13 protein-coding genes are annotated in these 15041 nt (G+C 53.6%); 1 reads left to right on the top strand and 12 read right to left on the bottom strand.

Going from position 1 to position 15041, the window contains the following annotated elements:
• Positions 1 to 13: 13 nt before the first annotated feature.
• The 10 genes from NZD86_RS01150 to NZD86_RS01105 all read right to left on the bottom strand — a co-directional run bounded on the left by NZD86_RS01150 (position 14) and on the right by NZD86_RS01105 (position 10586).
• On the bottom strand, positions 14 to 1111 hold the full coding sequence (locus NZD86_RS01150) for a serine hydrolase domain-containing protein (protein WP_268044636.1): 1098 nt from the start codon (positions 1109 to 1111) through the stop codon (positions 14 to 16).
• 18 nt (positions 1112 to 1129) lie between these two features.
• Entirely contained in the window at positions 1130 to 2026 is an 897-nt protein-coding gene (murQ, locus tag NZD86_RS01145; RefSeq protein WP_268046746.1) for an N-acetylmuramic acid 6-phosphate etherase, read from the bottom strand.
• An 89-nt stretch (positions 2027 to 2115) separates the two neighbouring features.
• Complete coding sequence (locus tag NZD86_RS01140; protein ID WP_268044634.1) at positions 2116 to 2823, bottom strand: PIG-L deacetylase family protein; 708 nt, start codon at positions 2821 to 2823, stop codon at positions 2116 to 2118.
• A 91-nt stretch (positions 2824 to 2914) separates the two neighbouring features.
• Positions 2915 to 3862, bottom strand: a complete 948-nt coding sequence (locus NZD86_RS01135; protein ID WP_268044633.1) for a GNAT family N-acetyltransferase — start codon at positions 3860 to 3862, stop codon at positions 2915 to 2917.
• Between the two features lie 17 nt (positions 3863 to 3879).
• Positions 3880 to 5043, bottom strand: coding sequence for an exo-beta-N-acetylmuramidase NamZ family protein (locus NZD86_RS01130; RefSeq protein ID WP_268044632.1), 1164 nt, complete (start codon positions 5041 to 5043; stop codon positions 3880 to 3882).
• Complete coding sequence (locus tag NZD86_RS01125) at positions 5024 to 6025, bottom strand: ABC transporter ATP-binding protein (protein ID WP_268044631.1); 1002 nt, start codon at positions 6023 to 6025, stop codon at positions 5024 to 5026. The genes NZD86_RS01130 and NZD86_RS01125 overlap by 20 nt, the downstream gene beginning before the upstream one ends.
• Positions 6022 to 6990 carry an ABC transporter ATP-binding protein gene (locus NZD86_RS01120; protein WP_268044630.1) on the bottom strand — a complete coding sequence of 323 codons (969 nt, stop codon included), beginning with the start codon at positions 6988 to 6990 and terminating at the stop codon, positions 6022 to 6024. Before NZD86_RS01120 ends, NZD86_RS01125 begins: the two co-directional genes overlap by 4 nt.
• A 9-nt stretch (positions 6991 to 6999) precedes the next feature.
• Entirely contained in the window at positions 7000 to 7812 is an 813-nt protein-coding gene (locus NZD86_RS01115) for an ABC transporter permease (protein WP_268044629.1), read from the bottom strand.
• A 40-nt stretch (positions 7813 to 7852) separates the two neighbouring features.
• The gene (locus tag NZD86_RS01110; RefSeq protein ID WP_268044628.1) at positions 7853 to 8845 is read right to left on the bottom strand and encodes an ABC transporter permease; all 993 of its coding nucleotides are present in this window, start codon (positions 8843 to 8845) and stop codon (positions 7853 to 7855) included.
• A 58-nt stretch (positions 8846 to 8903) separates the two neighbouring features.
• A complete protein-coding gene (locus NZD86_RS01105; RefSeq protein WP_268044627.1) occupies positions 8904 to 10586 on the bottom strand; it encodes an ABC transporter substrate-binding protein in 1683 nt (560 codons plus the stop codon).
• A gap of 402 nt (positions 10587 to 10988) precedes the next feature.
• Between NZD86_RS01105 and NZD86_RS01100 the strand changes: the two genes are divergently transcribed.
• Positions 10989 to 11846 (top strand): MurR/RpiR family transcriptional regulator, encoded by an 858-nt coding sequence (locus NZD86_RS01100; protein WP_268044626.1) that lies wholly within the window; start codon positions 10989 to 10991, stop codon positions 11844 to 11846.
• Positions 11847 to 12222: 376 nt separating this feature from the next.
• Here NZD86_RS01100 and nagZ read toward each other — a convergent pair whose 3' ends face one another.
• Positions 12223 to 13806 carry a beta-N-acetylhexosaminidase gene (gene nagZ / locus NZD86_RS01095; protein WP_268044625.1) on the bottom strand — a complete coding sequence of 528 codons (1584 nt, stop codon included), beginning with the start codon at positions 13804 to 13806 and terminating at the stop codon, positions 12223 to 12225.
• A 55-nt stretch (positions 13807 to 13861) separates the two neighbouring features.
• Positions 13862 to 14986 (bottom strand): GNAT family N-acetyltransferase, encoded by a 1125-nt coding sequence (locus tag NZD86_RS01090; RefSeq protein ID WP_268044624.1) that lies wholly within the window; start codon positions 14984 to 14986, stop codon positions 13862 to 13864.
• Positions 14987 to 15041 lie beyond the last annotated feature (55 nt).

Here is a 15041-nt window from a genome sequence, read left to right as displayed (position 1 = left end):
ATCTCCAGACCATTCATTTGTGCAGCGCCGCAGCAACCAGGTTGTGAAGTCGGTTCCGCAGTCGGCCAATGGTTCTATTTTCTCGCCCGTAATGAACCTCGTTCGTGAGAAGGACCATCCACAGCCCACTTGCGGGATCAAATGCCATGCTGGTCCCCGTAAAACCGGTGTGGGCGACGGTGGATGCGGGCCATAGGTCGCCGGTGTGATCGTAACTGTCGTGTCGACAAGTCCAACCAAGCGCGCGGCGGCCGTTCAGATCCATTGTAAAGCATGTAACTGCAGCGCGCCGTACTGCTGGCGATAGCACCGTTGCATCCTCCGCGAGCCACATTTGAACGTACCGCACCATGTCGTCCATCGGGGCAAACAGTCCAGCGTGCCCAGAAACGCCATCCATCGCATGCGTGTTCTCATCGTGCACCACGCCGACTTTGACGATACCTTCGAACTCCTCCGTTGCTGCGATGCGTGTTCGAAGGTCAGCACGAGGACGATACGTGGTCTCGTTCATCGACAGCGGCTGGAAAATTCGTTTCGCCGCGAACTCGTCAATGCGCATGCCGCTAACAGCTTCGACGATCTCGCCGAGCAGGACAAAGCCGAGATCGCTATAGACGACTTGTGTGCCCGGCAACGCCTCAAGTGGCTCAGTCAGCACCTTTTGGATGACTTCTTCTCGGTTTGCACAGGTTTGGTAGTACGTACGGTGCGATGGTAACCCGGAAGAGTGCGTCAACAAATGACGAATAGTGACCTGAGCCTTGGCTTTGGCGAGCGCTGCTGGTGCCGATTCATGGCTTGTAGGATGGGCAAACGCGGGGAGAAACATTGACACTGGGTCCTCCAAGCGAATTTCCCCTTCGTCAATGAGAAGAAGAACACTCGGGAGCGTTGCAACAACCTTAGTCAACGATGCCAGATCAAATATCGTGTCGGGATGAACGGGGCGGTTGATACCATGTAGCGTTTCCGCGTAGCCAACGGCATTTTGCCGCCAGATGTCGTGATACATGCCCACAGCGTAAACAGCACCGGGCAGCCGCCCCGCCTCAACCTCTCGATGCAGAATGTGATCCACCAATTTCAGATGATCCATGTCGATGCGCATTCTGTGCGTCCCCCTTGCTCACGGATTCGCTTCAAGCGCCCGCCTCAAAAAATACTGCGCATCTTCGAGCATTTTAACAGCCGTGTCCTTATCCACATTGCGCTGTGTCATCAAGATGCTGGTCTTGAGACTGCCCCCCGCCTCTTGCAGGACCCGCGACGCTTCCTCATATGTCGATCCCGTCACCATCATGTGAATCCGCTTCGATCGCTCCACCAGTTTGTAGTTCGTCGCGCGCAGGTCGACCATTAAATTCTGATACACTTTGCCCAAGCGAATCATGGTGGCGGTGCTCAGCATGTTGAGAACCATCTTCTCCGCCGTCCCGGCTTTTAGCCTCGTCGATCCCATCAACACTTCCGGCCCTGTGTCCACCTCAATGGCGACATCCGCATACGCACTCACCTGTGCGTTTACGTTACAGCTGAGCGCGACTGTACCGGCGCCGACGGATCGGGCATAGCGAAGTCCCCCCATTACGTACGGCGTTCTACCGCTCGCCGTGATGCCAACCAGCACATCTTGGCCGTTGAGATGAAGCGCAGCTAAGTCGCGTTCTGCCAGTGAAGTGTCATCCTCCGCATTTTCCACGGCTTCAAACATCGCTTGCCTGCCCCCGGCCAAAACCGCTTGGACCAGCTCGGGACTGGTATTAAACGTCGGCGGACACTCCGCAGCGTCGAGTACGCCCAGCCGTCCACTCGTACCAGCACCAGCGTAAATAAGGCGTCCACCCGTCTGCATCTTCATGACAATGAGCTCAACGGCCGCAGCGATCTCGGCTGTCGTCTTCTCAACAGCAACAGCCACGCCTTTGTCCGCGTCATTCATCAAGGCGATAATCTCCGGTACAGAACGGATGTCCAGGTTAGAATACCCTTCGCTTGCTTCTTCAGTACGCAGCTGTGACCATATCGACTGCACGCCATCCACTCCGTTCTTCTGTCTATATATCCCCCGGGGCCTCATGGGCCCCTCCATCTTCAAATTAAATCAGCAAAAGATCAGTCGAAGAACTGCAGCCGCTTGGATAATGCTCCGCGAGGGACAGCAAATGCCTGTGCTCGCTTGAATCCAGCCGGCGCTCCGCGCACAATGGTCAACGCCTTGTAGTACTCAATGAACGGGAATCCGTACGTCTCGCCGCGAGCGTACGCGTATACGTTCATGGCCTTTACCCAAGTTTCGTACGCGTCCTCCGGAATATCCATGAACACTTCAGGATTAAAGTCATACGGATCCTCCCAGTTATCTGCGTAGTACAAGTGGCGGGCGTAGTGGGCCGGGAGTTCCCGCTCGATGGTCTTGAGACCCGCATAGAAATGAGCATCTTGCACGATCCAGTGCGTGTTCTCATGATCCTTGTGAATACTGCCTTTCCAGTGCGTGATAATGATATCCGGCTTCACTTCACGAATGACGTCACACACTTGATACTTGACCTCGTCATTGACCGGCAACTCCGCGTCCTTGTAAGCCAAGAAGCGAACATCGGCCCCCACAATATCGGCAAACTTGTGCGCCTCTTCAATCTTTTGCTTCGCGTAATCTTCCGGGCTGAGTCGCGGGTGCCCCTTTTCTCCTGGCGTCAAATGGAGAAATGTCGCCTTGTGCCCAGCTTGTGTGTACTTCGCGATGACCGCACCTGCAGTCAAATCGAGGTCCCCGGCGTGTCCGCCAATTGCCAAAATGTGGTGTTGTTTGTCTGCCATTCTGAAACATCCTCCTCGTAGAACGAATGAATGTACGTCCAACATCTACTCACTTAAATGTCCGCTCGGCGACCAAGCTCCTTCAAGCCGGCTATGCTTGCAAATCTTTGCGCATGACATCGAACCGACGTGTTACTTCAAAACCGGCCCGATAATAGAGATGGCCCGCAGGACTCGTCTCGCCCGTCCACAGGAACCAGGCATTGTGAAGTCCTCGCGCCTTCATGTCATGCAGGCATTTGTACAGCAGCACCTTGCCGAGTCCAGTACCACGCAAACTGTCGTCCACACCGAACGGACCAAACCGCTCGCCCACGCCGTCGTATGCCCCATACATGCAGAAGGCAACAATTTGACCATCCTTGTGGGCCACGAGGATTTGGTTGAGCGGTACGCCTTGCCCCACGGCCTCTCGGACCGCTCGTGCCCAATCCGGATTAAACTTCGTGTCGTTGAATTCGACCAATTGGGTGATAAGCTTCGGTGTCAAATACTCGAACACGTAACCTTCCTTGCGGCGAGTGTCCTCAACTTCGTGGACGTCCGCAGGGATACTGAAGTCGACCAAGTTCTTATCCATGGCGACGGGAGAGTACAGGACGCGGTATCCCTGGCCATCGAGAAACGCCCTTGCGTCGGGGTAACGACTTGCGTCAATTCCCGGCACAAAGTAGTTGGGCGCGTAGGAAGAAAAGAAAATATAGCGGCGTGATCGGCTGGTGAAGAACGCTTCCACGGCTTCGAACATCTTCTTGGCGATTCCCCGCCGCTGATGGTCTGGATGCACAAAAAACGCTGTGACCCAACCATTTTCCGGCTCCAGGTCCGATCCGGAGAGTGGAAGTTTGCGGACGATGCCCAGCGTGAAGCCGAGCAGCTCTCCGTCCTCTTCGTAGAGGATGAGACCTTCCGAATCGAAGTTGGGATCGACCAGGACTCGTTTGACAAACATCTCCATTGAAATCGGTTCCTTGGGACAGGCTCGATTCCACAGTGCGACAATGGCCGCTTCGTCACCGCTTTGGTAATTTCGAATCATGACGCTCCCCCGTTTCTTTATCCTTGTGTGGCATACAGTTCAAACGGCTTGATTTCCTGGTTAAACTGCTCCAGGTCACCCTCCGCCTCGTCGAGATAGTCGAGCGCGCGCCCCGCTTGAACATAAGTGCGGAGTTTGGATGTGCCCGCTAGGAGATCGATAAACGGTTTGGCCGTCTTGTCGAGTCCCAAGAACGCAAAGTCCTGTTCGTACAGTTCAGCCAACCCCTGCAGCAAGACGACGCCCATCCGTACCGGCTCCATCGATCTCGCCGCCGTCACATGCAACGAAATCCCCTCACAAAGCTCACCCGTGTACTGGGAGTACGTTGGGACGAAATAGATTGGCCGTGCGACAACGCCGGGAAATTCCTGTGCGTTAAACCAGTCGGTCAACACGTGCGCTTTCATGTACGGGGCACCAACGTACTCAAACGGATGCACCGTCCCCCGTCCCAGGCTTACGTTGACCCCCTCGAAAAAACAGGTCCCTGGGTACAGGAGGGCCATGTCCAAACTGGTCGTATTCGGAGAGGACGGGACAAAGGGCAGACCGGTATCCGTGAGCAGCATGTCACGTGTCCAATCCGTCATCTCGACAACCGTCAACTCGCACGGGCTCGGCAGTCGCGAGTTGATAAATCCAGCCAATTCGCCCATGGTGAGCCCGTGTCGATTGGGAATCAGGTGCATGCCGACAAACGATGTGAACGCCGGATCGAGAATATTCCCCTCTCGCGTCACCCCGTTGATTGGATTAGGCCGATCCGGCACCACACAAGGCAGCCCAAGTTCCCCACACGCCTCCATGCAGTACGCGAGTGTATTCATATTGGTGTAATAGCGGGCTCCGATGTCCACCAAATCGATGACTAAGACATCGAGCCCTTCAAGCATCTCCGGAGTAGGTTTCTTATGCGGTCCGTAGAGACTGTATGCCGGGAGACCGGTTGCCTCATCTACCGTGGTGTCGACTTCTTCACCTTCCTTGGCGCTGTTTTTCACACCGTGTTCTGGGCCAAACAGTTTCGTCAGGTGCCAATCATCCGACTCCGCGAACAGTCGGATGACTGGCCGAAACCCAGAATCTGTCACGGTGTAATTTGAAACCAACCCTACGCGGCGACCCTTGAGCAAATCCCGACGGTGCTGCAACAGTTGTTCAACTCCGAGCTGGCTCATGAAGCGTGTCCTCCTGTTCTTCGGTATAGAGGAAGCAAGACACGTGCTGCTGGTCACTCAACCGTGCCAAGCGCGGCTCGCCTTGGCGGCATTTGTCCATGGCCATGACACACCTGTCGGCGAAAACACAACCACCGTGCCCTGTCTCTCGCATTTCTCCCTGGGCTACGTCTTCCGTCGTCTCCCTGTCCGGGTGCCACGGATCCGGAATGGAGCTGAGCAGCAAGCGCGTATACGGGTGTTTCGGAAAGCGCACCACGGTATTCGCGTTTCCGCGCTCGACCACCGTGCCTCGGTAGAGGACGACAATTTCGTCTGCCAGGATGCGGGCGGAAACGAGATCGTGTGTGATGTACACGACGGAAACCCCGTGAGAATCCCGCAGCTCGCCAAGCAGTTGCAGAACCTCAGCCCTGATGGAGACATCGAGCATGGAAACCGGTTCGTCCGCCACAATCAGTTCCGGCCCTGGCGCGAGCGCCCGCGCGATGCCGACACGTTGCAGTTGGCCCCCCGACAGCTCATACGGCAGCTTCCCCTGAAAGTCTTCGGCGGGCGTCAAATGCACGGTGCGCAACAAGTCCAGAACCCGTGCTCGCAGCGCTTTCCCGGACAAATTCACGTAGTTGGCGAGCGGCCGAGACAGTGTGTAGTACACGCTGTTCAAAGGATTGATAGAAGCAAACGGGTCTTGGAACACCATTTGCACCCGCCGGCGATAGTCTGCCAGTCGCCGGCCTGCCAGTCCGGACACGATCTCGCCATGAAACCGGATTTCTCCTTCGTCCGCTCGCTCGATCCCGGTGACGAGACGCGCCAGCGTCGTTTTGCCGCTTCCGCTCTCGCCGACAAGTGCAAGAATCTTGTTTGGCTTCAGTTGAATGGAAACGTCATTGGCAGCCCGGACAAACTCCTTCTTCCCTTGCTTCTTTTTGCGGTAGATTTTTAAGACATTGTTCAGTTCTAGGATGTAGTCGCTCATTTCGACCCTCCTTCGACACCGGGAAAGTGACAAGCAACGTAACTATCGCCGACTCGTCGGTACTCGGGCATCTCGTCACGGCATCTGTCCTGTACAAATTCACACCGTGGCGCAAACGGACAGCCTTTTGGCGGTCGTTTCATGTCCGGCGGACTCCCTGGAATCCCCGCTATTTCAATGTGTTCCGCCATCGGATCGGGAAAGCATTTCAACAGGGCCTTGGTGTAGGGATGCAGCGGATGTTCGAGAATGCTTCGTGCACTTTGGATCTCCATAAACTGACCCGCATACATGACAGCCACTTTGTCGGCCAATTCGAGGACGGTGCCGAGATCGTGGCTGATGAAAATAGCTGAGAACGTCTTCTCGCGACGCAGTTGCTTCAGATTTTGAATGATGGATCGCTGAACGACGACGTCGAGTGCCGTCGTTGGTTCATCCATGACGATAAGCTTGGGGCTTAAGGCCATGGCGAGTGCAATGGACACGCGCTGCTTCATGCCGCCGGATAACTCGTGCGGGTAGCGATCCGCAAACTGTGGGTCAATCTTGACCATGCGGAGCAACGTTCGAATTCGTTCGGCCATTTCTCGTTTGTTGCGGAATCCATGCGCTTGAAACGCGTCCTCAAACTGGCGGCGTATGGTGAGAACCGGGTTGAGGGCGTTCATGCCGCTCTGCATGACAATTGAAAAATCCGCCCAGCGCATGGGTTGTAAGGCTGCGTCGTCAAGTTGTGCCAGATCTTTATCCATGAACAGGACTCTGCCACCTGAGATGTGCCCGGGGTCGCGCAGGAGCCTCGTGATGGCAAAACCAAGCGTCGATTTGCCGCAACCCGACTCGCCAACGATACCGATGAACTCACCGTCTTCCAAAGTGAACGAAACACCCCGCACGGCTTGAAAGGGTACACCCTGACTTGCGTATTCGACTTGTAACTGAGAAACTTCAAGTAATGGCATGTGCTCGGGTCACCTCTTTTTCAGACGTGGATTGCTTAATTGGTCAACGGCAAAGTTCATCAGGATAAGCGACGCGCCGAGGAGTGAAATGGACGCACCCGGAACCAACATCCACGCCCACTGTCCTTGCAGCAGTGCTCCACTGTTTTGCGCCCAGAACATCATCGTTCCCCAGCTGAGCATCGTCGGGTCGCCTAGACCAAGGAACTCGAGCCCCGCTTCGGCAAGGATAGCTGTGATGGCTGCACTGAAGGCGCCAGCCGCAACAAGGGACAACATGTTTGGGAAAATTTCTTTAAAGAGAACTCGCGGCAGCGAGTCACCTGCAAATCGGGCGGCGACAATGTAGTCGCGAGTCCGCAGCGTGCTCACCTGTGCTCGAAATACCCGTGCGCCCCACGCCCAGCCGGTGAAGACGATGACCAGGATGATGAGCCCCATTCCTTTGACGGGCGAATAAGCCGCCAGCACGATCATCAACGGCAGTGCAGGCAACACAAGAAACACGTTCATCACGTAGGAGAGAATTTCGTCAACGACACCAGGCAGGTAGCCTGCTAAGAGTCCGATGAGCAAACCGAGAAATGTCGACGACAACCCCGCGATGCATCCCACCAAAAGCGACGTTCGCGTTCCCCATACCCACTCAGAGAACACGTCTTGGCCGATTTGGGTTGTCCCAAACAGGTGTTTCATGCTGGGACCGGCCATCGAGTCAAAACTCTTGTCAATCGGCGAATAAGGCGCGATAAGTGGCGCAAAGATGGCCAGAATCACGAAACAGACGAGAATAATGACACCGACGCGTGCTTTTTTATTCACCCAGAACGGGCGTAAATAGTGTGCTGACCAATCTCTCACATCAACCACCCGCCCTTCGAATTCGTGGGTCTATCAGAACGTTGACGAGATCGGCAACGAAATTTGCAAGCACGACACAGACCACGATAATGAGGAAAATCGCCTGCATCAGCGGATAGTCTTCGTTCGTTACGGCCGTGAACAATAGATTTCCAAGTCCGGGATAAGCAAAGACCACTTCAACCAGTACATTGCCTCCGACGATAAAGCCGAGGTTTAATGCAAATCCAGTCAAACTGGGAAGAATGGCGTTTCGTGCGGCATATTGCAGTGCAACTGTCGTATTCGATAATCCTTTGGCTTTGCCAAGCGTAATGTAGTCCTCCGAAAGGACGGAGATCATGTTGTTGCGCATACCGAGCAGCCAACCGCCGACGGAGGTTACCAATATCGTCAAGGCCGGCAGGATGGAGTGATAGATGGCACTTAAAATGAACCCTGTGTCCCATCCGGGCATGAAATCCGCACTATAGCCCTGTGACAGTGGAAAGATGTGCAACAAAAAGGCAAGAAAATAAACACACAGCAAGGCAAACCAAAAGTAGGGAAAAATTTGCGTAATAGTGCTCGTTAGGGTTAATATGGCGTCTGTCTTCGTCCCGTTTCGCCATGCTGCAAAAATCCCCAGCAGCGTACCTCCGATGAAGCCAATGACCGTCGTCACACCGATCAAAATCAACGTCCAGGGCAGTGCTTGTGCAATGAGTGAGCTGACGGTTTGGGGGTAATAGGTGTACGACAGCCCAAAGTCAAAGCGAAACACTTCTCTCCAATACTGCCAGTACTGCTGGAGCATCGTCTGGTGTGTATTGATGCCAAACATCACTTCCAGCGCATGAACGGAGGCCTCCGAGAGATTCCCTTTGCTTTGAAATTTGGCGAGGATGGCCTCCGCTGGATTTCCCGGCATTAGGCGTGGAATAAAGAAGTTGAGTGTGACCGCAGTCCAAAGTGTGAGCAATAAGATAAATGTCCGTCTGATAAAATGTCTCATCGAGCGACCCCCTTCACCACCACCCCGGCAACACCGTGCCGGGGCTGTATCGATTCGCCTACTTCTTCACCGTCAAATGCGTCATGATCATCTCGATGTCTGGGATGGTGAAGCTCGGGGTCGCATATGGGTTGTTCGCGTCAGGCCAGCCTTCGTATTTCTTTGTACTGTACTGGTTCCAGTTCGCGTTGTAGAACAGTGGGATGAGTGGCACCTGAGTCAACATCGTCTTTTCTAACTGTTGAATAATTTGCGTTTTCTTGGCGTCATCTGTCGTTGCTTTGTATTCTGCCAGCAGTTTATCTGTTGCAGGGTCATTCCAGTTTTCGTAGTTACCGTGCGCCTTCTTGCCGTTTCCGCCCGCGTTCGCACTGTTCAAGTAGAGGTTATAGTAAAACCACGGGTCATACAGGTTGAGACCTGTTGTAAAGGTCATCCCGTATTGCCCACTCTGAATATTCGTCATCCAAGTCGTGAACGAAGGTGTCTGCACGTCCACTGTGATACCGATCTTTCCAAGTTCGTCCTTGATTAAGTTACAGTCGGTGATCCAGTCGTTCCAGCCCGTTGGAACAATGATGGTGAATTCGATTGGTTTGCCGTCCGGCCCCACGTATTGGCCCGAAGAATTCTTCTTCAGTCCCATCGACTGCAAGAGTTGCGCAGCTTTCTGGGGGTCATATTCGTACGGATACTGAGCCGCCAATGATTTATCGAGGTATTTATCCTGGCCCGGTAAGCGGAGACCTGTCGGATCGGCCGGTGTGTCATATCCGTTCTCACCTTTGGTGCTGAGTTCTTGACGGTTGATGCCATATTCCAGAGCTTGACGGAACTTGACGTTGTTAAAGGGGAACTTTTGATCATTGAACACGATATTCGACGCGTCGGACGGTGCATACCAGTAGTGGTTGTTCTGAGGGTCTTTCGAAACGTATGTCTTTTGAATATCTGGAACGTATGCTTGCGTCCAATCGTACTCGCCTTTTGAGAGGTTTAAGTCCACTGTATCTGCACCGTTTAGAGCCGGAAACTTCAGTTCGGGAATTTGAATTTTATCAGCTTGCCAGTAGTTAGGGTTTCGTTTCATCGTGTATTGATAGGGGCTGTACTTATCCAACATGTATGCGCCCGTGCCAACAGGATTATCCGCGTTCGTAAACGTCGTCGGATCAGAGACCTTAGACCAAACGTGTTTTGGCACAATGGGGACGATGTTGATATACGTGAAATCAGGGCTGTCTGGCTGCTTAAACTTAAACACGACATTGCTTCCGCTAGCTGTCACGCTGTCAAGCGACTGCCAGACACCCTGGGTATCAAGTGCCGGATATTTCTTCAACATGTTGAATGTAAACGCCACGTCGTCAGCGGTAAATGGCTGCCCATCGTTCCATTTCACACCGTCACGAATGGTAAACGTCAATTGCGTAGGAGTGTCCCACTTGTAGCTCGTCGCGAGCCATGGGGTTTCCTTGCCGTCTTGAGAGTTAATATAATATAGCGTCTCGTAAATCCAAGCGACACCTTTACGCATGTTCGCAGCGAGAAATGGATTAAAATTGTCTTGGAAAGTTGGCGAGCCGTCATCTGTCGCAATAGTCATTGTCGTCGCGCTTGAACTCGAACTAGAACTGGAATTTGAACTCGAATTTGCCGATCCGCCCGACGAACAACCTGACACAACAGTCAACAACGCAGCAGCAGGAACCAAGGTTAGAAGTGCTTTCTTGAACCTCATTTCAGAGTCCCCCTTCATTATCTTTCGAATTTTCATTTATCAATAGAGAACGAGTGCCGGTCGGGGTCGTACGACCGTACGCTTTCACAACGGAGTGACAGCGATTGCGCTTTCATAACGTTCTCATTTGACCGGAATACAAGATCCTGTTGCAACCATGCTAAAGCAGCTAACCTACTCCGTCAATATATTTTTTCAGTTTTTGCAGTATGACATCGAAAAAAAATTCTAACACTGGTACAATAGGATTACGGATACGGTGAATAGAATTATTTGTAATAGTTTTGCATTTTTTGTGAGGAAACGAAGGAAACACGTACAAATAGTCGACAACATGTGTTTGGTTACACAATTTGTATATTTCATTAACCCATTGTAGGTATGTAGGAAGAAGGCGACGGTATGCTATATATGCCTGGGGGAGGGCTGGTTCGACTAGAAGAATCGATTCCAAGCTTGCCCGAGTCGGAAGCTCGTATTGCCAAATACATCCTCGATCATCCCGCCGAATTCGTAAACATGACGGTACAGGACCTGGCGCAGTCTAGTTCGGGAAGTCCAGCGGCCGTTGTTCGTCTTTGGAAGTCGCTTGGGTTTGACGGATATCACGATTTCAAGTTGCGTGTCGCTAGTGATCTCCAATCAAAGTCACAAACTAAATATGTGGAACTCGCAAGCGGCAGCTCTTTCGGTAACATTCTCCATTCCGTCGAAGACAGCAACATCCATTCGATTCAAAATACGCTTCGACTTCTCAAAGAATCCGATGTGGAAAAGACAGTACAAGCACTATTCCAAGCCAGAACCACCGTGACCATGGGCGTTGGTGCGTCCGGAGTTGTTGCGGATGACATCGCCCAAAAGCTCATGCGAATCGGCCTACCTGTGAATAACGCTAGAGATTTCCACGAAGGTGCAATGCTGGCGGCTCAATTACATGAACACGATGTCTTCTTGGCAGTCTCATACTCGGGGACAACGTCGGATGTTTTTGAAGTTGCCGAGATCGCGAAGGAGAATCAAGCCACCGTCATTGCCCTTACCCGATTTGGCGACACACCACTAAGCCGGTTGGCAGACGTGTGTCTATACGTCAGCGCGGTCGAACCAACCGTTCGCGTCGCGGCCACGGCATCTCGCATTGCTGCCCTCGTTCTCATCGACACGGTGTTTATCTATCTTGCTAACCAGGACAAAGACCACGTGTACAATGCACTAGAAGCAACTCGGAATGTGATTGCCAAGCATAAGATCGATTAGGTTCGGCCGGGATGGGAAGGGTGAGACCGCCCACGGGACGCCAGTGGCAGCCCCTTTGTTTGTATAGGGATGGGGCGGCGTGGGGCGGGGAGCGCATCGGGTAGGGAACTACGTTCCCCTATTGCATCAAGGCTAATCAGTACATGGCAACAACGGAACGAAATACCCTTACACCGGTAATGCTCCCGGTTTTCATACCTTGGCTACGTGGATAGGGGAATCGGGGTTCCTTGTTCATGTGAAACCGCTGCGGTTCCAATCATCAACGGCATTTTAGTCCGTTAATCCCGGCCCGGCCCCACACTCAGGCCCGCTGGTCCGCCCCCGGCCGGTCGCCGCACCCAGCCCTGTAGATCCCCGGGCCGGCGTCAGGCAGTCATTCAACCGCTAACACCACTGATACGGGCAGCCTTCCCTGTCCGCCTCTGCCAAACAGTGCATCTACCCCCGCTTCGACCATCCACGGGGTGTATTCGTAAACCGCCACACTCGTTGGTGCTCCGGGCACGGCAGCCAAGTCATACGGGCTTTGAAGCGCTATCAAAACCAACCGTAAATCGGACTTCACAAGATCCTGAAGAAATGCAATATACGCAGCATTCCCACACCCACTCAACCCGGCGATAATCAAGTCATCCTCTTCAAAGGCGGTTCGCTCCGGTACCGTTGTGTCGATGCGGTGTAGAATGATCTGGCTTCCCGGTATCGCTGTCTCTATAGCATCAACGAGAAACTGATGCGACGCGGCGTTGTCGGCTGCGGACATGCGCGGCATCGTTGTGTCGACCAACACGTGAACCCGCTCAATATCCTTCGGGCTCAGGGGCAAGTCGCCGTGATCATTCGAAACAATTGTGGCAGCCTGCGCACATACATCCTGCTGCAGTGCAATGGCTTCGCACAACAGGTCGTCTTTCTTCCCTCCCGACACCGGCACCTCATCCCCGTCCAATCTCAGCCGGCGTTCGCGCATCTCACGGACCCTGGTGGCTGCATCCACCAGGCGTTCTTCCGGGATTCGACCGTCCAGGACGGCGTTCACGATAGACTCAATGGCGTCCTCCTGCCGATCCAGCCGATGCGACACCATGATCATATCAGCCCCGGCGGCCAGTGCCTGCACCGCTCCCTCGCCGACACCAATTGTCTCGGATATGGCGTTCATCTCCAAGCAATCCGTCGTGATAACACCTTGGAAACCTAGCTCCTCACGCAGGAAGCGTGTGAGAACAAGGCGCGACAGCGTGGCGGGAATATGGCGCGGCTCAATCGATGAAAAGACAACGTGCGCCGTCATGATGACATCCAATCCCCCTGCGATGGCTCGGCGAAACGGTTTCAGCTCAATTTCTTCGAGGCGGGACAGGGGGTGAGAAATTTCAGGAAGTGCTAAGTGGGAGTCGATGGACGTGTCACCGTGGCCCGGGAAGTGTTTCCCGCACGCGATCACGCCACACTCCTGTAACCCTTGGATCATGGAGATGCCAAACTCCGCTACACGATTAGGGTCTTCGCCGTATGAGCGCACGCCAATGACTGGATTTGCCGGGTTGTTGTTGACGTCGAGTACGGGGGCCAAGTTCATGTTTACGCCCATACGGAGCAATTGTCGGGCGGTTAACTGCCCCACTCGGTATGCGTTGTCCGGGTTGCCCGTCGCGCCCACGGCCATGTTCCCTGGCAGCCCCGGCAGCCCTGGTGCAAGACGGCGCACGATGCCGTTTTCCTGATCCGTGCAGATAATCAGCGGAAGTTCGTGGCCGGCGGTGCGTGCGCAATCCTGCAGCGTTTCGTTTAACTCCGTAACTTGTTCCATTGACTCCACGTTGCGCTTGAACAGGATAATGTTCTTCACTCGGTGCTTGCCTACCAATTGCTTGGCGTGATCGTTCACGGCAAGGCTGTCAAATCCAGTAACCATGAGTTCGCCGACTAGCTCACGGATTTCCCCTTGTTTCATGTAAACCGCCCCTATCGATTGACCGCCATCTGTATCCGTTCGTGCTTCGAAGGAACTAGATAAAATTCAAATCGTCTGTGTGAACAAACGGGATCCTAAGGCAATTTTCTTCGTGATCAAACAACCATCTGACAATGTCCTCAATGTCCGTGAACTCCATTGTGGGAAGCGGTGACTGAACTCTCCACTTGCCATCTGTTTCCACGGCTTTAACCTCTCCGCCAAAACGCTCGCGCAAAATTGGCTGAAGGTACGAGAACAGCCTCGGCACGTCCAGTGCGCGGACAGTCCCTTGCAGTGACATAGTCGTTGCCGTGATGCCCATGGTGCGTAATTTGGCTCGCATTTCACAATCGTCCACGTGCACATGCCAAACCAACTTGGTTGCACCGAACGCTTTTAAAATTGGTGTCGCACTCATCAAGAAAGCTGTGCGGCTGCCAGCCCATTCCATTACAGTGACAATGCCCGGGCGGTCTTTGTCCTCGTAGGCCACAGCGTATGCTACCGTATTCGTCCCTTGTTCGATGGTAAACAACCTTTGATCATGTCCATCCCGCTGGAACCAAAGCGCATCCAACAGTTGCTCCATCTGTTCGTCGGTTCGCCGAAAGCGGTACGCTTCCGCGCGGTAGATGGCGGCAAGACGTTTGGAGACAGCGCCTTTCTGCTCGCCCGGAATCTCACAAACCCGAAACAGTTCCTGTCCGGCAGCCACTTCACTCGTCGCAGCTACAGCTGCATCGGCAGACCATTCCACTTCGTACATTTTCCCGACTGGCACACAGTGAATGCGACGATAGAGGCCCCGGGTTCCTGAAACGAGCATCAAGGGAATCTCGTCCGCCTTGAGGTCCCTGATGACCTGATCCAAAATCTGCGAAGAAATCCCGCGACCTTCGTACGCTCGGCGCGTGCAAACAGACCCAATAGAAACGACGGGCATCGTCACGCCTTGAAAGACTGTTTCCTGAATGAGGACGGCAACCATGCTCACAGGCCGGCCATTATCCGATACAAAATAAATATTGTGGGCATTCTCTGCACAAATGAGGTGGGGAAATTCTTTTGGCATGCCTTGACCAGGTACTAACTGCGGTCGAAACACTGAATCCAGCAGTTCACCCAGTGCTGGGATATCACTTGCTTCAGCTCTCTGCACAAGGAACGTGTTTGCCACTAGCGAACCTCCTCGTTATCCAAACAATGCGAACTATATTTTCAATCAAACATAT

Source organism: Alicyclobacillus dauci (assembly GCF_026651605.1).
GTDB lineage: Bacteria > Bacillota > Bacilli > Alicyclobacillales > Alicyclobacillaceae > Alicyclobacillus > Alicyclobacillus dauci.
This window is presented reverse-complemented; position numbering and strand designations above follow the sequence as displayed.

Excerpts from the sequence above, each read along its gene's own strand:
- NZD86_RS01150 (WP_268044636.1), bottom strand. The coding sequence starts at position 1,111 with ATGCGCATCGACATGGATCATCTGAAATTGGTGGATCACATTCTGCAT.
- NZD86_RS01140 (WP_268044634.1), bottom strand. The coding sequence starts at position 2,823 with ATGGCAGACAAACAACACCACATTTTGGCAATTGGCGGACACGCCGGG.
- NZD86_RS01135 (WP_268044633.1), bottom strand. The coding sequence starts at position 3,862 with ATGATTCGAAATTACCAAAGCGGTGACGAAGCGGCCATTGTCGCACTG.
- NZD86_RS01130 (WP_268044632.1), bottom strand. The coding sequence starts at position 5,043 with ATGAGCCAGCTCGGAGTTGAACAACTGTTGCAGCACCGTCGGGATTTG.
- NZD86_RS01125 (WP_268044631.1), bottom strand. The coding sequence starts at position 6,025 with ATGAGCGACTACATCCTAGAACTGAACAATGTCTTAAAAATCTACCGC.
- NZD86_RS01120 (WP_268044630.1), bottom strand. The coding sequence starts at position 6,990 with ATGCCATTACTTGAAGTTTCTCAGTTACAAGTCGAATACGCAAGTCAG.
- NZD86_RS01110 (WP_268044628.1), bottom strand. The coding sequence starts at position 8,845 with ATGAGACATTTTATCAGACGGACATTTATCTTATTGCTCACACTTTGG.
- NZD86_RS01105 (WP_268044627.1), bottom strand. The coding sequence starts at position 10,586 with ATGAGGTTCAAGAAAGCACTTCTAACCTTGGTTCCTGCTGCTGCGTTG.
- NZD86_RS01100 (WP_268044626.1), top strand. The coding sequence starts at position 10,989 with ATGCTATATATGCCTGGGGGAGGGCTGGTTCGACTAGAAGAATCGATT.
- nagZ (WP_268044625.1), bottom strand. The coding sequence starts at position 13,806 with ATGAAACAAGGGGAAATCCGTGAGCTAGTCGGCGAACTCATGGTTACT.